Annotated in this window: 13 protein-coding genes and 1 pseudogene; 11 read left to right on the forward strand and 3 right to left on the reverse strand. The window is 65.2% G+C overall.

The window, feature by feature from the left end:
• Positions 1–282 precede the first annotated feature (282 nt).
• Complete coding sequence (locus tag FXV83_RS05230) at positions 283–1,533, reverse strand: penicillin-binding protein activator (protein WP_187435671.1); 1,251 nt, start codon at positions 1,531–1,533, stop codon at positions 283–285.
• Positions 1,534–1,908: 375 nt separating this feature from the next.
• Here FXV83_RS05230 and rsmI point away from each other — a divergent pair, with 375 nt between their 5' ends.
• The 7 genes from rsmI to FXV83_RS05265 all read left to right on the forward strand — a co-directional run bounded on the left by rsmI (position 1,909) and on the right by FXV83_RS05265 (position 9,102).
• Positions 1,909–2,859 carry a 16S rRNA (cytidine(1402)-2'-O)-methyltransferase gene (gene rsmI / locus FXV83_RS05235; protein WP_148738142.1) on the forward strand — a complete coding sequence of 317 codons (951 nt, stop codon included), beginning with the start codon at positions 1,909–1,911 and terminating at the stop codon, positions 2,857–2,859.
• Entirely contained in the window at positions 2,846–3,253 is a 408-nt protein-coding gene (locus tag FXV83_RS05240; RefSeq protein WP_148738143.1) for a YraN family protein, read from the forward strand. The genes rsmI and FXV83_RS05240 overlap by 14 nt, the downstream gene beginning before the upstream one ends.
• Before the next feature lie 10 nt (positions 3,254–3,263).
• Entirely contained in the window at positions 3,264–4,208 is a 945-nt protein-coding gene (gene gshB / locus FXV83_RS05245) for a glutathione synthase (RefSeq protein WP_148738144.1), read from the forward strand.
• Between the two features lie 455 nt (positions 4,209–4,663).
• Positions 4,664–5,479 carry a Flp pilus assembly protein CpaB gene (cpaB, locus tag FXV83_RS05250; RefSeq protein WP_148738145.1) on the forward strand — a complete coding sequence of 272 codons (816 nt, stop codon included), beginning with the start codon at positions 4,664–4,666 and terminating at the stop codon, positions 5,477–5,479.
• Between the two features lie 28 nt (positions 5,480–5,507).
• Positions 5,508–7,025 (forward strand): type II and III secretion system protein family protein, encoded by a 1,518-nt coding sequence (locus FXV83_RS05255; protein ID WP_148738146.1) that lies wholly within the window; start codon positions 5,508–5,510, stop codon positions 7,023–7,025.
• Between the two features lie 56 nt (positions 7,026–7,081).
• Complete coding sequence (locus tag FXV83_RS05260; RefSeq protein WP_148738147.1) at positions 7,082–7,816, forward strand: CpaD family pilus assembly protein; 735 nt, start codon at positions 7,082–7,084, stop codon at positions 7,814–7,816.
• Positions 7,813–9,102: a CpaE/TadZ family protein gene (locus tag FXV83_RS05265; protein ID WP_148738148.1), complete on the forward strand. Its 1,290-nt coding sequence runs from the start codon at positions 7,813–7,815 to the stop codon at positions 9,100–9,102. The genes FXV83_RS05260 and FXV83_RS05265 overlap by 4 nt, the downstream gene beginning before the upstream one ends.
• Before the next feature lie 326 nt (positions 9,103–9,428).
• Here FXV83_RS05265 and FXV83_RS05270 read toward each other — a convergent pair whose 3' ends face one another.
• Both FXV83_RS05270 and FXV83_RS05275 read right to left on the reverse strand, forming a co-directional pair.
• Positions 9,429–10,205 carry a tetratricopeptide repeat protein gene (locus tag FXV83_RS05270; RefSeq protein ID WP_148738149.1) on the reverse strand — a complete coding sequence of 259 codons (777 nt, stop codon included), beginning with the start codon at positions 10,203–10,205 and terminating at the stop codon, positions 9,429–9,431.
• A 156-nt stretch (positions 10,206–10,361) separates the two neighbouring features.
• Positions 10,362–10,607: a PilZ domain-containing protein gene (locus FXV83_RS05275; RefSeq protein ID WP_148738150.1), complete on the reverse strand. Its 246-nt coding sequence runs from the start codon at positions 10,605–10,607 to the stop codon at positions 10,362–10,364.
• 228 nt (positions 10,608–10,835) lie between these two features.
• Between FXV83_RS05275 and FXV83_RS05280 the strand changes: the two are divergent.
• The 4 genes and pseudogenes from FXV83_RS05280 to FXV83_RS05295 all read left to right on the forward strand — a co-directional run.
• Positions 10,836–11,480, forward strand: a pseudogene (locus tag FXV83_RS05280) (magnesium chelatase domain-containing protein); the annotation flags it as partial.
• Positions 11,481–11,522: 42 nt separating this feature from the next.
• Entirely contained in the window at positions 11,523–11,723 is a 201-nt protein-coding gene (locus tag FXV83_RS05285) for a hypothetical protein (RefSeq protein WP_148738151.1), read from the forward strand.
• A gap of 9 nt (positions 11,724–11,732) precedes the next feature.
• Positions 11,733–13,334 carry a recombinase family protein gene (locus FXV83_RS05290; protein WP_148738152.1) on the forward strand — a complete coding sequence of 534 codons (1,602 nt, stop codon included), beginning with the start codon at positions 11,733–11,735 and terminating at the stop codon, positions 13,332–13,334.
• On the forward strand, positions 13,334–14,233 hold the full coding sequence (locus FXV83_RS05295) for a ParB N-terminal domain-containing protein (protein ID WP_148738153.1): 900 nt from the start codon (positions 13,334–13,336) through the stop codon (positions 14,231–14,233). The genes FXV83_RS05290 and FXV83_RS05295 overlap by 1 nt, the downstream gene beginning before the upstream one ends.
• Positions 14,234–14,884: the final 651 nt, after the last annotated feature.

Here is a 14,884-nt window from a genome sequence, read left to right on the forward strand (position 1 = left end):
TATTAGCGCGCCGGACTATGATGGCCTCGGTCCGTGAGGAAGGGCCCAGCTCGGGCGGCCACCCGGGCTGGGCCATTCCTCACGGAACGAGGCCATCATAGTCCGGCGCGCTAATACAAGGGTGGGCAAAGGCGCCTTTGCGCCGTGCCCACGATCTTTCAACAAATTCGCAGGGGATTGGTGGGCACGCTTCGCTTTGCCCACCCTACGGCACTGTGGTTATGGATCCCGGATCTGCGCGCGCTTGAGGCGCGCTTGTCCGGGACGACAGCAGGGGTGTGGCTACGCCCCAAAGCTCTTCGGCGAGCCCGCGACCGCGACGCCGCCGCCGGTGGTCACCTTCATCACGGCCAGCCCGCGCTCGTTGGTGCCATCGGCGCGGAAGCGGAACAGACCGTCGATGCCGGCAAAGCCGGAGGGGTTGGTGAGCACATCAGAAGAGAAGCGTGTGGTGCCTTGGGTGCGCGCGAGCGCGGCGACGAGCGCCACCGCGTCATAGGCAAGCGTTGCAGTGCGGATCGGCTCGGCGCCGTATTTGGTGCGGTAGCGGCCGGAGAAAGCACGGAAGCCGGCCGGATCGGGCGCGGCATAGAGGCCACCTTGCAAGTTCGAGCTGGCATAGACGCGCGGATTGTCCCACAGGCCGGTGCCGAGCAACTGGATGTTGCGCAAGTTCGCGCCCGCCGCAGTCATCGCATCCGCCACCGCCACGACGGCGTCGCCGTCATCGGCGATGAACAGCACGTCCGCGCTGCCGAGTTGCTGCGCCACGGTCCGCGCCGGCGCGGCACGATCGGCGCCGTATTTCTCGAACGCGACAATGCGTCCGCCACGCCGCGGCACGGCCGCCTTCACCGCCGCCTCGACGACATTGCCATAGGCATTGTCGGGCACGAGCACGGCGACGGAGCGCTTACCGACGCTGGCCGAATATTCGACGATGCGGTTGACGTCGGACTCCGGCAGGAAGCTGAGCAGATAGACGCCGCGGCCTGCGATGGAAGAGTCGGTCGAGAACGCCATCACCGGGATGCCGCGCGTGCGCGCGACCTGCGCCACCGCAGGCACCGACTGCGCGAACAATGGCCCCAGAATGATTTCGGCGCCTTCGTCGACCGCCTGCTGCGCACCCGCCTGTGCGCCTTGCGGGCTGCCGTTGTCGTCCTTGATCAACAGCTGAATGTTGGGATTCTGAAACTCGGCCAGCGCCATCTCGGCGGCGTTGCGCATGGATTGCGCGGCAAGGCCGGCATTGCCAGCGGCCGAAAGCGGCAGGATCACGGCGACCTTCACCCCGCCGGTGCCGGCGGTGGCGGCTTGCTGCGGCGGACCCGCCGGCTGGGCCGGGGGCGCGGAGCTGCTGAAGGGATTGGAGAACTGGCTGAGGCTCTGCTGCACGCCGGCGCAGGCCGACAGCAGCGGCGCGCCAAGCAGCAGGCCAAGCGCGCTCCGCCGGGTCGCCCCCGACGATCGGGGCCCCGGAGAGGACGGCTCCTCCGAAGAGGGGGATCTGGGATAACGCGGGCCCACCATGGCAACTCTTCTTCCGACCGGCCGTCCAGCCCGTCACACAACTCTACCGCGACAGAAGCCGCGGATTCAGGCATATTGTCGGCAAATAGTTAACCAAAACAAAAGGATAATGACCACTTAATGCGGCCGCCCCTCAGGTCCTGGCTAGCTGTTCGCCGTCACTCCCCCAGCATCAAGGCGGCGTTTCCGCCGCGAATATGGCGCCGGCACCCCACTCCCTCTCGAATGTGATGCCGGATGGATCACATTCCCGTCCTTCCTCGCCCCATGACCGGTATCTTGGCCAGTACCCCTGGCCCGTTAGCCCGCCCCGGTCCGATCTTTTTCGCAGGACCGGTTCCCAGCCCTCCGGATCATGCCTAAGTTCGTTTCATTATGCGCGCAAAGCCGGCCCCGATAAATACACCTGAGACTACGGAAGCCGCCTCGCGCGGTTTCTCCATCGACGCCCATCGGCTGGCGGCGCCAAAGGCTGCGCCGGGGCTGCATCTGGTCGCGACCCCCATCGGCAATCTCGGCGACATCACGCTGCGCGCGCTGCAGACGCTCGCCGGCGTCGACATCATCGCCTGCGAGGACACCCGCATCACGCGGCGCCTGACCGAGCGCTACGACATCTCCGCGCAGCTCAAGCCCTATCACGAGCACAACGCCGAGGCCGCGCGTCCGAAAATCCTGGAGCGGCTTGCACAAGGCGGCTCGGTCGCGCTGGTGTCGGACGCCGGCACGCCGCTGATCTCCGATCCAGGCTTCAAGCTGGTGCGCGAGGTCTGCGCGGCCGGCCATGCCGTATACGCGCTGCCTGGCCCGTCCTCGGTGCTGGCGGCGCTGTCGGTTGCGGCGCTGCCGACCGACCGCTTCTTCTTCGAGGGCTTTCTGCCGGCCAAATCGGCCGCGCGCCGGACCCGCCTTGCCGAGCTTGCCCGCATCGATGCGACGCTGGTGATGTTCGAGTCCGGCAACCGCGTGCAGGACACGCTTGCCGAGCTCGCCGGGATCATGGGAACGCGCGAAGCCGCGATCTGCCGCGAGCTGACCAAGCTGCATGAGGAAATTTCGCGCGCGCCGCTGAGCGAGCTGGCACGCGAGGCGGACACGCTGGAGACGCGCGGCGAGTTCGTGCTGGTGATCGCTCCGCCCGCGGCCGACGCCGAGGTGATGACTGCGGACGCGCTCGACGATTTGCTGCGAGGCCAGCTTGCGACCCAAACCGTCAAGGATGCCGTGGCCCATGCGGTCGAGCTGTCCGGGCGGCCGCGCCGCGAGGTCTATGCCCGCGCCCTCGAGCTGGCGAAGGATTTGCGGGGCGGCGATGGCGAAGACTGACGGCGTCACGCCGGCGGAACCGAAGGTCGCCTCGCCCGAACGCGTCGCCGCGTTCCGCACCGGCATCTCGGCCGAGAGCCGCGCCGCCGCCTTTCTCATGGCCAAGGGCTATCGCATCCTCGCAAAACGCTACCGCACGCCGCATGGCGAGATCGACATCGTGGCGCGCCGGCGCAATCTGATCGCCTTCGTCGAGGTCAAGGCCCGTGCGACGTTGGATGATGCCGCCTTCGCCGTGACGCCGCGCCAGCAGCAGCGCATCATCGACGCAGCGCAAGGGTGGCTTGCCGCGCATCCCGAGCATGCGGAATTTGAACTGCGTTTCGATGCCATGCTGATTGCGCCGCGGTCGCTTCCGCGCCATCTGTTGGCGGCATTCGACGCCTCGACCTGAAAGGCAGACCATGAAACTGAACGTCGCCGTCCAGATGGACCCAATCGCCCGCATCAATATCCGCGGCGATTCCACCTTTGCGTTGCTGCTGGAGGCGCAGAAGCGTGGCCATGGCCTGTCCTATTACACGCCGGACAAGCTGTCGCTGGTCGGCGATGAATTGGTCGCGCCGGTCCAGCTCCTGACCGTACGCGACGAGCCCGGCGATCACTTCACCCTCGGCGAGCCCCGGCGCGAGGCGCTGAACGGCTTTGACGTGGTGCTGCTGCGGCAGGATCCGCCGTTCGACCTCGCCTACATCACCTCGACGCATTTTCTGGAGCGTATCCATCCGAAGACGCTGGTGGTGAACGACCCGGCGTCGGTGCGCAACGCGCCGGAAAAACTGTTCGTGATGGACTTTCCGCAGCTGATGCCGCCGACGCTGATCTCGCGCGACCTCGACGAGATCAACGCGTTCCGCGACCGGCATGGCGCTGTCGTGATGAAGCCGCTGCACGGACATGGCGGCGCGGCGGTGTTCCGCGTGATGCCGCAGGACATGAATTTCGGCTCGCTGTTCGACATGTTCACGGTGACGTTCAAAGAAGCCTGGGTGATCCAGCAGTTTATCCCCGAGGTGAAGCACGGCGACAAGCGCATCATCCTGGTGGACGGCGAGTTCGCCGGCGCTGTCAACCGCGTGCCAGCTGCGGACGATCTCCGCTCCAACATGGTGCGCGGCGGCGCAGCGCAGGAGACCGAGCTCACCCCGCGCGAGCGCGAGATCTGCGCCACCGTCGGCCCGGCGCTGCGCGAGCGCGGCCTGTTGTTCGTCGGCATCGACGTCATCAACGGCAGCCTCACCGAGATCAACGTGACCTCGCCCACCGGCATCCGCGCCATCGCGCGGCTCGGCGGACCGGACGTCGCTGCCAAGATCTGGAACGCGATCGAGCGCAAGCGGGCGAAGTAGGGCTCAATCTTCGCAGCCTCCACAACGTCGTCCTGGCGAAAGCCAGGACCCATTACCCCGACTGCTTGTTTGGCGAAGACTTAGGCGTTGGTACTTCCATCTTCTAAGATCGAGAGATCACGCGGTATGGGTCCTGGCCTTCGCCAGGACGACACCGAAGATGTGGCGCATTGCTTCCCTCTCGCTGCCACGACGACACGGCGCCAAGCGGACAAGCCACTAACCACCCATTCACCATGACGCCGCGCGTCACCGATCGCGCCTGTCGCCTTACGTGAATCTACGGGGGGCCGCGGCCGGCCGAATAACGCGGCATTCACCATGCGCCCAGAACTGGCACCGTGAGCGGGCATCACATTCGGCCTCGCAACACCCCTTATACTTTTACTCCCTACTCATCGATGCGGGGGACCCGCCAGGTGCGGTTCGTGTGCCCCGCGTGAGAGTAGAGGCGTATGAATACCGCACGCATTGTCGTTCTCGTCATCGCGCTTGGCGCCGGCGGCGTCGCTGCGTATCTGGCGAGCGGCTATGACAACAAGCCGGCTCCCGCCGCACCCGTCGCCGAGAAGCTGCCGACGGTCGAGGTTCTCGTCGCCAAGACCGACATCGGACTCGGCCAGTATGTAAAGGCCGAAGACCTGCAATGGCAGATCTGGCCCGCGGCGACCGCCAGCAGCGCCTTCATTCGCCGCGACAGCCGGCCGGAGGCGCAGGTCCAGATCGCAGGCTCGATCGCGCGCGTGCCGTTGATGCAGGGTGAGCCGATCCGCGAGCAGAAGCTGGTGAGGGCCGACGGCTCCGGTTTCATGGCCGCGATCCTGCCGACCGGAATGCGGGCCGTCTCCACCGAAATTTCAGCCGAGACCGGCGCCGGCGGCTTCATCCTGCCGAACGACCGCGTCGACATCGTCCTGACCCGCCGGTTGAAGAATCCTGAGGGCAACAACAGCCCGGCCGGCGGCAACGATCTGATCCTGTCCGAGACCATCCTGAACAACATCCGCGTGCTCGCGATCGACCAGGCGCCGAAGGAAAAGGACGGCCAGACGGCCGTGCTCGGCAAGACCGTCACGCTCGAGCTCAGGCCCGACCAGGTCGCTGTGCTCGCGACGGCGCGCCAGGGCGGCACGCTGCAGCTCGCATTGCGGAGCATCGTCGATTCCAAGGCGTCGGACGATCCTTCCGAAGATCGGGCCGTCAAACGTCCCGAAGGCGTCAACGTGATCCGCTACGGCGTGCAGGTGCGGCAACTAACGTCACAGAAGTGATGGGGACACCCAAGATGAGACACCCAAGATGAGACATGGGGACGATCGGACGGCGCTGCGCATTCGGGGGAATGGCGCACGCACCTTCTGGGCAGGGGTCGTGCTGATGCTGGGGCTGGTCGCAGCGCCGCACCGGGTCAGCGCTGCGGATGCGCCGGTCGGCGACCAGGCACCGTTGCAGGCGGCGGATCTCGGCGTGGCGCCAGTCGCGACCGTCGCGTCGGGGAGGACGCGCTTTCTGTCGCTCGGCGTCGGCAAGTCGGTCGTCATCGACCTGCCGCGCGAGGTCAAGGACGTGCTGGTGGCCGATCCCAAGATCGCCAATGCGGTGATCCGCTCGGCGCAGCGCGCCTATATCATCGGCGGCCAGGTCGGCCAAACCAACGTGGTGTTCTTCACCGCCGACGGCCAGCAGGTTGCCTCCTACGACATCGCCGTGAAGCGCGACCTTAACGGCATGCGAACCGCGCTGCGCCAGTCGCTGCCGGGCGTGCAGATCGAGGGCATCGGCGACAGCGTGATGCTGACCGGCTCGGTGTCGAGCCCGGTCGAAGCCCAGCAGGCCGGCGAAGTCGCGGCCAAGCTCGTCGGCGGCGCGGACAAGGTCGTCAACAACATCATCGTGCGCGGCCGCGACCAGGTGATGCTCAAGGTCGTCGTCGGCGAGGTGCGCCGCGACATCGTCAAGCAGCTGGGCGTCGATCTCAGCGCCAGCCTGAACGCCGGCACTGCGGTGGTGAATTTCAACAATTCCAATCCCTTCGCGGTCAGTGGCGGGCCGATCGTCAGCAATAACGGGCTTGGCATTACGGGGCTCGCCAAGGGCGTCGCCACGGTCAACGCCACGATGCGCGCGATGGAAAGCGCGGGCGTGATGCGGACGCTGGCCGAGCCGAGCCTGACGGCGATCTCGGGCGAATCCGCGACCTTCATCGCCGGCGGCGAATTCCCGATCCCGGGAGGCTACGCCTGCGATCCGACCACCCATGTCTGCACCACCCAGATCACCTACAAGAAGTTCGGCATCTCGCTGAACTTCACGCCGGTCGTGCTGAGTGAAGGCCGGATCAGCCTGCGGGTGATGACCGAGGTCTCGGAGCTGTCGAGCCAGAGCGCCATCACCGTGACGCAGGCGCTGTCCTCGACCTCGACCAACTCCATCACCATTCCTTCGATCCAGACCCGCCGCGCCGAGACGACGCTGGAAATTCCCTCCGGCGGCTCGATGGCGATGGCCGGCTTGATCCAGCAGCAGACCAAGCAGGCGATCAATGGCCTGCCCGGAGTCGATCAGGTGCCGATCCTCGGGGCGCTGTTCCGGAGCCAGGACTTCGTCAACAACGAGACCGAACTGATGGTGATCGTGTCGCCCTATGTGGTGCGCGCGGTTGCCCAGAAGGAATTGTCGCGGCCCGACGACGGGTTTGCGCCGGCCTCGGATGCGCAGACGGCGCTGCTCGGCCGCATGAACCGCCTCTACGGCATCGCGCGCCGCGTCGATCCCATCAACGGCGCCGAGAGCGATTTCGGCTTCATCATCGACTGAGACGAACGGCGGCCTTGGGGGACGGGGCAATCAACGGGGCAAGAGGGGATGAAGCGATGACGAAGACTTTGGCCGATCGACGTCGCAACCTGCGTGTCGCGTTGGCGCTGACGGGACTTTCCGTCATGCTCGGCGCCTGCAACACCACCGGCGAGATCGTCACGCAGACGGTGCCGACCGATTATCGCCAACGCCACCCGATCGCGGTGCAGGAAGCCAAGCGCTCGATCGTGATCTTCGTCGGCAAGGCTCGCGGCGGCCTCTCGGCGGCGCAGCTCTCGGACGTCTCCGGCATTGCCCGGGACTGGGTGCGCGAAGGCACTGGCTCCGTTGTCGTCGATGTCCCCGTCGACACCGCGAATTCGCGCGCTGCGGCGGCGACCTATCACGAAATCCGCTCCGTGCTCGCATCCGGCGGCGTGCCGTCGCGCGCCATCGTCCAGCATCCCTATCGTCCCGAGGATCCCGGGCTGCTGCCCACCATCCGGCTGAGCTATTCGAAAATCGCGGCGGTCGCCGGCCCCTGCGGGCTATGGCCGGAAGACGTCGGACCCTCGATCCTCGACCCCGGCTACAACGAGAACCGGCCATATTTCAACCTGGGCTGCGCCAGCCAGCGCAATCTCGCGGCCATGATCGACAATCCCGCCGACCTCGAGCAGCCGCGCGCGGAGACGCCAGCCTATACCGCGCGGCGCGACATCGCGTTCGAGCGCTACCGCAAGGGCACGACGACCGCGACCACCTATCCCGAGGCTGACAAGGCCAAACTCAGCGACACCGGCAAATGACAAGCGTCAACGACGAAGAAGCGGACGATCCGCAGCACCCCGAGGAACACATTGCGCCGGTTCCCCGGATCTCGGTGCAGGCCTTTTGCGAGACCGAGCAGACGCTCGCCGCGGTGACCGCGGCAGGGCAAGACCGCCGGCTTGCCAAGGCGCATCTCACCGCGAAGGACGGCGGCCTCGCCGCGGCGATCGAAGTCTATGAAACGATGCCGACGCCGAACGTGATCGTCATCGAATCCGACGGCACCCGGGACATTCTCGAAGGCCTCGACGACCTCGCCGGCGTCTGCGATCCCGGCACCCGCGTGGTCGTGATCGGCAATCCCAACGATACGGCCCCCTATCGCGAGCTGGTCCGGCGCGGGGTCAACGACTACGTGGTCGGGCCGGTCGAGACCATCGACGTGGTGCGCTCGATCTGCAGCCTGTTCTCGGCGTCCGAAGCCATCATCACCGGCCGCGTCATCGCGGTGGTCGGCGCCAAGGGCGGCGTCGGTGCCTCCACCGTCGCGCACAATGTCGCCTGGACCATCGCGCGCGACCTCGCGCTCGATTCCGTCGTGATCGATCTCGACCTCGCCTTCGGCACCGCGAGCCTCGACTTCAACCAGGATCCGGTGCAGGGCATCGCCAACGCGGTGCTGTCGCAGGACCGGCCGGACACCGCGCTGATGGAGCGCCTGCTCGCCAAATGCACCGAGCGCCTCAGCCTCTTGGCGGCGCCCGCGACGCTCGACCGCGTCTACGATTTCGGCGCCGAAGCATTCGACGCGGTGTTCGATACGCTTCGCATGACCACGCCGTGCATCGTGCTCGACATTCCCCATCAATGGTCGGCTTGGACACGGCGCGCGCTGGTCAATGCCGACGACATCGTGATCGTGGCGGAGCCGGATTTGGCAAATTTGCGCAACACCAAGAACATGCTGAGCGTGCTGAAGGCGGCGCGGCCGAACGACCGTCCGCCGCTCTATTGCATCAACCAGGTCGGCATGCACAAGCGGGCGGAGATCGAGGTCAAGGCGTTCGTCAAGACCATGGAAAGCCAGCCGATCGCCGTGATCCCGTTCGATTCGAAACTGTTCTCTGCCGCGGCCAACAACGGCCAGATGATCGCGGAGGTCTCGAAGAGCCACCGCATCACCGGGCTGTTCCAGAACATGGCGAACCGCCTCGCCGGGCGCGGCGAGGTAAAGAAGCCGAAGCGCTCGCTGTTCGGACCGCTCTTGAAGAAGCTGAAGGGCAGGACGAGACGAGGACCCGCCCCGCATCGCAAGGCCTCGTAGACGCAACAGCGGTGCTCTCTCCGTCCCCTTCCCCCTTGTGGCAGGGTGATCGCATATGAAGAGAAGCGTGGCGGGCAGCTTGCCTGCGGCCCATCCTTCGAGACGCCCGCCTACGGCGGGCCCTCAGGATGAGGTCGCGTTTTGCGGCGAGATATTAGACCCTCATGGTGAGGAGCCCGCCAAGCGGGCGTCTCGAACCATGCAGGCCGAGCTCATCCGGCAGCCTCCCGCTGGCATATGCGATAGCCCTACCCCACAAGGGGGAGGGAACGCACCTCCGCGAGGCGCTAGGCGAGTCTCATCCCATAAGGTCTAAGAGCGGCGGGCTACTTCTCCGCCCGCTGCTGCTGCTTCTTCGCCAGCAACTGGCGTAGCGCCGTGACTTTCGCCGCCGCTTCGGCCGGCGGCAGATCGCCCTTCACGATGGTTTCCGCCTCGGCCAGTTTTCCTTCCAGTCCGAGGACGAGGGCGAGGTTGGCCCGCACGCGCGAGGAGGCGGGGCTGCGTTCATGCGCGCGGCGCAGCGTCTCCTCAGCCCTCGGCAGATTGTTCTGCAGCATGTAGGACAGGCCGAGATTGGACAAAACCTGCGGCTCGTCGGGCACGATCTTGAGCGCGGCGGCGTAATATTGCTGCGCTTCCTCGTTGCGGCCGAGCTGGTCGAGCGCGGCGCCCTGCGCCGACAGGATGTGCCAGTCGGGATCCTCTGGCGTGTGCGCACGGCTCAGGACGTCGAAGGCCTGCTGGAAATTACCGCCATCGGCGAGCGCGCGGCCATAGCCGGCGAGCAGCGCCTTGTTGCTGGGATGGGCAAGCACGGCCTGCTCCAGCACCGCGACCGCCTGCGCACGCTGGCCGGTATCGCGCAGCGCCTTGCCGTATTCGATCGCGATGTTGGGATCGCTCGGCCTGGCGCGATAGCGCTCGCGAAGCGCATCCATGTCCGGCTTCGCATCCGCCTTGCCCGCCGATTCCGGCTTGCCGCCGAGCGCGCCGGTCACGTCCTCCAGGCTCATAGTCTGGCAACCGCCGAGGGCAAGCGCCAGGAGCGCGGGAAACAGAAATCTCGCCGTGGGGGAGGCGAGGGGCGAACGCTTGGACATACTCTGATCACTCGGCGACTGATCAGAGATGCTTACCGATTAACGCTAAAGTCCCGTTAAGGAAGCGGGCGCGTCTCTTGTTTGAGCATGATCTCTTTCGGAAAACCGCTGCACACTTTGCGATCGCGCGGCCCCTCGGGTCCGGATCATGCTCGTCTAGTCGGTGAATTCGGCGCCGAACTCGCAGCCGATGCGCCAGCGCAGGCGGCATTGGCGGGAATAGTCCGGCGCGAAGATGATGGTGAATTGCGGCGGCAGTTCCAGGAATTCCGCCACCACTTTCACGCCCCCGTCAGAGATGTCGGTAATCGTGCAGTCCCGAGGCAGCGAGCCTGCGCCAAAATGAATCTTGGCGAGCCGCGTGCACATCCGACGTTCGCTTCTCCGGCGATTTGCAAGCATTTTGATTGTTCACTTGTTAGATCACGGCCCATCCCGCACCCCTAGGAGTAGCGGACATTCGTTGGAATGTGCTGAGGACAGCCGTTCGCATTCGAGACGCAGTGTCGAGGCCGCGTTTACGCTTCGTTAGGGCTTCGGTGCGCCCAAGGAGCGTTCCCGTATTGTTCTTGCCACGGCCATTCCGCTCTGCTACCCTCGATTGTGCGAGAGGGCAGCTTGGTTTCGGGCATGGTTCAGCGGGTTTCTACCGTCGCCTTTGAGGGGATCGAGGCCCGCGCGGTCGACGTCCAGGTGCAGGTTGCGCCGGGCCTGCCCGCCTTTGCCATCGTCGGCCTGCCGGACAAGGCGGTGTCGGAGGCGCGCGAGCGGGTCCGCGCGGCGCTGATCGCCTCAGGGCTGGCGCTGCCGGCGCGGCGCATCATCGTCAACCTGGCGCCCGCCGACCTGCCCAAGGAAGGCAGCCATTACGACCTGCCGATCGCGCTCGGGCTGATGGCGGCGATCGGCGCGATTCCGCCCGATGCGTTGACGGGCTTTACCGTTCTCGGCGAGCTCGGCCTCGACGGCTCGATCGCACCGGTTGCCGGCGTTCTCCCCGCCGCGATCGGCGCCAATACGCGCGAGGAAGGACTGATCTGCCCGGCGGCCTGCGGCTCGGAGGCGGCGTGGGCGAGCCCGGACATCCAGATCATTGCCGCAAGTTCGCTGATCCAGATCGCCAATCACTTCAAGGGCACGCAGGTGCTGTCGCGGCCCTCGCCGAAGGTGCATGAGGCTGCCGCCTCCACGCTCGATTTGCGCGACATCAAGGGCCAGGAGAGCGCCAAGCGGGCCCTGGAGATCGCAGCCGCCGGCGGGCATCACCTCCTCGTGTGATTGTCTCGGTGCCCACAGTGGGCTATCGGAGACATCACCATGAAGCGCATTACCACCGCCCTCACCCACCGCCTCGTTGCCACAGCCATCAAGTGGAGCTGGGCCGTCCAAACAGCCGGGGAGCGCAAGCAAGCCCTTGGGGAGCGCATGGAGGCTTGGGCACACCGCCTAGCCGTTCGGTGGGGCTGCGTCGATGACGTTCTAGCAACCATCACCACAGAAACCCTGCGCAGCCGCTGAGGCCGCCGCATGGATACGCAGCGGCCCGCGAAGGCATACAGCTACGTCAGGTTCAGCACGCCAGAGCAGGCCAAGGGCCACTCGCTCCAGCGCCAGACTGACGCCGCGAAGGCGTGGGCCGCTGCGAACGGGGTGGCGTTGGACGAGGAGCTGACGCTGCAAGACAAGGGCGTCTCTGGATTCACCGGGGCGAACCTTGAGACCGGAACACTTGGCGTGTTCCTAGAGCGCGTCAAGGACGGCACGATACCGCGCGGCTCGTGGCTGTTAGTTGAGAACCTTGATCGCATAAGCAGGCAGGCCGCCCGGAAGGCAGTGCGTACCATTGAGGAAATCGTGGAGGCGGGGGTCACGGTTGTGGACCTGTCTGACGGGGGCAGGGAGTACAGCGCCGAAACACTCGACAAGGACCCCATGCTTTTCCTGATGATGGTGGTCCGCTTCATTCGGGCTAACGAGGAGAGCACCACTAAGGGCGTGCGTGTGGCCAAGGCCCATGCAGCGCGCCGGGAGAAGTTTGCCGGTCAGGAGAAGCTCGTCAAGCCGTACACACTGAGGCTACCGGCATGGATACGCTGGTCTGAGAGCAACGCCAGCTATGAGTTGATTGAGGATAGGACGGAACGGCTGCGGTGGATGTTCGATTTGGCCGACGACGGTGTAGGGGCACACAGCATTGCAGCGCAGCTCAATGAGGCCGGGGTTGATACCTGGGGAGCCGGTGGGTGGAAGGCTAAATACTGGCATCGCTCCTATATCCGCAAGCTGCTGACCAACAGGGCTGCCATTGGGGTCTTTGTGCCCCACACGGTACGGAAGGTCGCGGGCAAGCGCAGCAAGGAACGGACTCCACAGGAGCCTATTGCCCACCGCTTCCCTGCGGCGGTGGACCGGGAGCTATTCGAGCGCGTGAATGCCCGCCTAAGCACTACAGGAGCGCGGGGCCGGAACGCCACCGTCACGGTGCAGTCCATTTTCGCGGGCGTGCTAAAGTGTCAGCACTGCGGCGGCACTGTAACCCGTGTCAACAAAGGGCAGCATGTGTACCTCGTGTGCTCAGCAGCGCACGCGAAGTCCGGCACATGCAAGTACGAAAGCGTCCCCTACCACGGTGCTGAGGGGGAGATGCGCCGAGTAATCCACGAAGTCTTGAATGAGGCTCCCCGTGGCAATGACACCGCAGAGATGGATGAGAAGATTGGGCAGCTACGTGCAGCGATTGATGTAAGCGAAGACAGGGTACGCGAGCTGCTGGAGCTGACTATCACTGACAAAAGCAGGGTGGCGAGGCAGGCTCTGCACACGGCCGAGCAGGAACTGGAGGAGGCCAAGGATAGCCTGAGGCTGCTGATGGAGCGGCGGGACACGCTCACGAGCACCAACGTCAAGCTACGGCTGGCAGCGGTGGGGAAGGCGCTCACAGCGGTGACCATAGACACCGAGGAGGCCAATAAGGCACTGCGAGGGGCGGTGCGCAGGATGGTCATGCGGCCCGCAGAGGGAGCCTTGGAGATACACTGGCATCACGCCGATGAGCCGCAGCAAGTGGCGTTCATTACAAGTCGCTTCGATTGGGGCGCTAATCAGATTGAAAAGGCAACAGAGCAGTAATGGCGACGAAACGAAAAGAGACAGATAGGCGGCGCGCCATCACCCGCGCGGGCATCAAGAGGCCAACGGACACCGGGGAAACCGTGGAGCGCATCGCGGCGAAGCTAGCCGCAAATGCTGGTGGGGCGCGGAAGCACGCGGCGGCGGGCGCTGTAGTGAAGCTAGCTCTGAAGGACATCCGCGTAGCTACGCAAGTGTTCCAGTGGAGAAGTCCGGGCATTGTGCCGAGTGATGACCTAATTTTCGACATGGCGAAGGCTACCCAGAACACGGGAGCGCTCGATCCGATAGTCGTCTTGCCGGTGGCGGATGAATACTACGTGATCGACGGGCATCACCGGCTTGCGGCCTACAAAACGGCAGGGTGGAAGGGCCATATTCCGGCAATAGTCTTTGGCGGCAGCTTGGATGAGGCCGTCCGCGAAGCGCTGAGGAGTAACAGCAAGAACAAGCTGCCGATGACGGCTAAAGAAAGAACAGAGGCGGCATGGCGGCTAGTGAAGCTAGGTAAGCCGGGGGAGTGGCCGGACAGCATCAGCGATACAGTGGCACTGTGCGCGGTAGGCAAAGGCACCGTGAACCGGATGCGCGAGGCGTGGACGAAGCTGCACAGCGGGCAATACGAGGGGATCGCGGACCTCAGTTGGAGACAGGCAATAGCCAAGCTGGACGGAAAAGAGCAGCAGGCGTTTGACGAAGCTAGCTGGCTAGAGGAGCGAGCGCAGAACTTAGCTAACGATATCGAGAGGGCGAAGCTACATCTGTCAAAGAACCCCGAAATCACCGCGCTCGCACTGGAGATGCTAGACCCCGGGCTGCCAGCGGAGCTTATGGCCCTTTGGGAACCGCGCCGCCCCTTTGATCCGACGCAGGTAGATGAGGACAAGGAGCCCTTCTGAGGGCCCCCGCAGGGCACCAAGGGCCCATTACCGCCTACCCCAACCCATAGCACCCCATTGGGGTAGGCTAGCCCGAAGCGCGGCAAGCCCGCTTAAGAGTAATTACTAAGATACTACAGACAGTTGGATGATTTTTGGTCAATTCGGCCATATATGTGCCTACGGCCCATAGGTCCGCTTTGGGCGGAGCGTAAGCCGCCCTGCCAATCCCCCTGCGGGCCCCTAGGAAGGCCCGTGGCAGCGTTTGATGCCAGGCCGGGCCCGGCAGCGGTTAGGTAGAAAGGCTACTGAGGGAGTCCGCTGAGACTCCTAGGAGCATCAGCGCCAGAGTGCCAAGCAAGGCGCTGCCCCACCCGACCTCCGGCGAGCGGAGGCCCCGCCGGTACTTCCCGGGGAGCACACCGCCCTGTTCGGCTGAGCAGAGGCCCAAGGCTTTAGCCCGAACGTTTTGAAGCCAGGGCCCCTTTGGAACCAGCTAAGGGTCCCATGCTTCCACGGGGGACCCACGTGCCGATCCTCCTCGAATGGCCGCTCCCCATAAGGGCTTCATAGGCGACCTGCTGCACTACCAGAGCGTCTGCGCCCGTTACCGCCATAGATTCTAGGAGGCGGCGGTCACTGGGCGGATCCTGCGTGCGGAATCCGAGGCAA

It is taken from the genome of Bradyrhizobium hipponense (assembly GCF_008123965.1).
Classification (GTDB): Bacteria; Pseudomonadota; Alphaproteobacteria; order Rhizobiales; family Xanthobacteraceae; genus Bradyrhizobium; species Bradyrhizobium hipponense.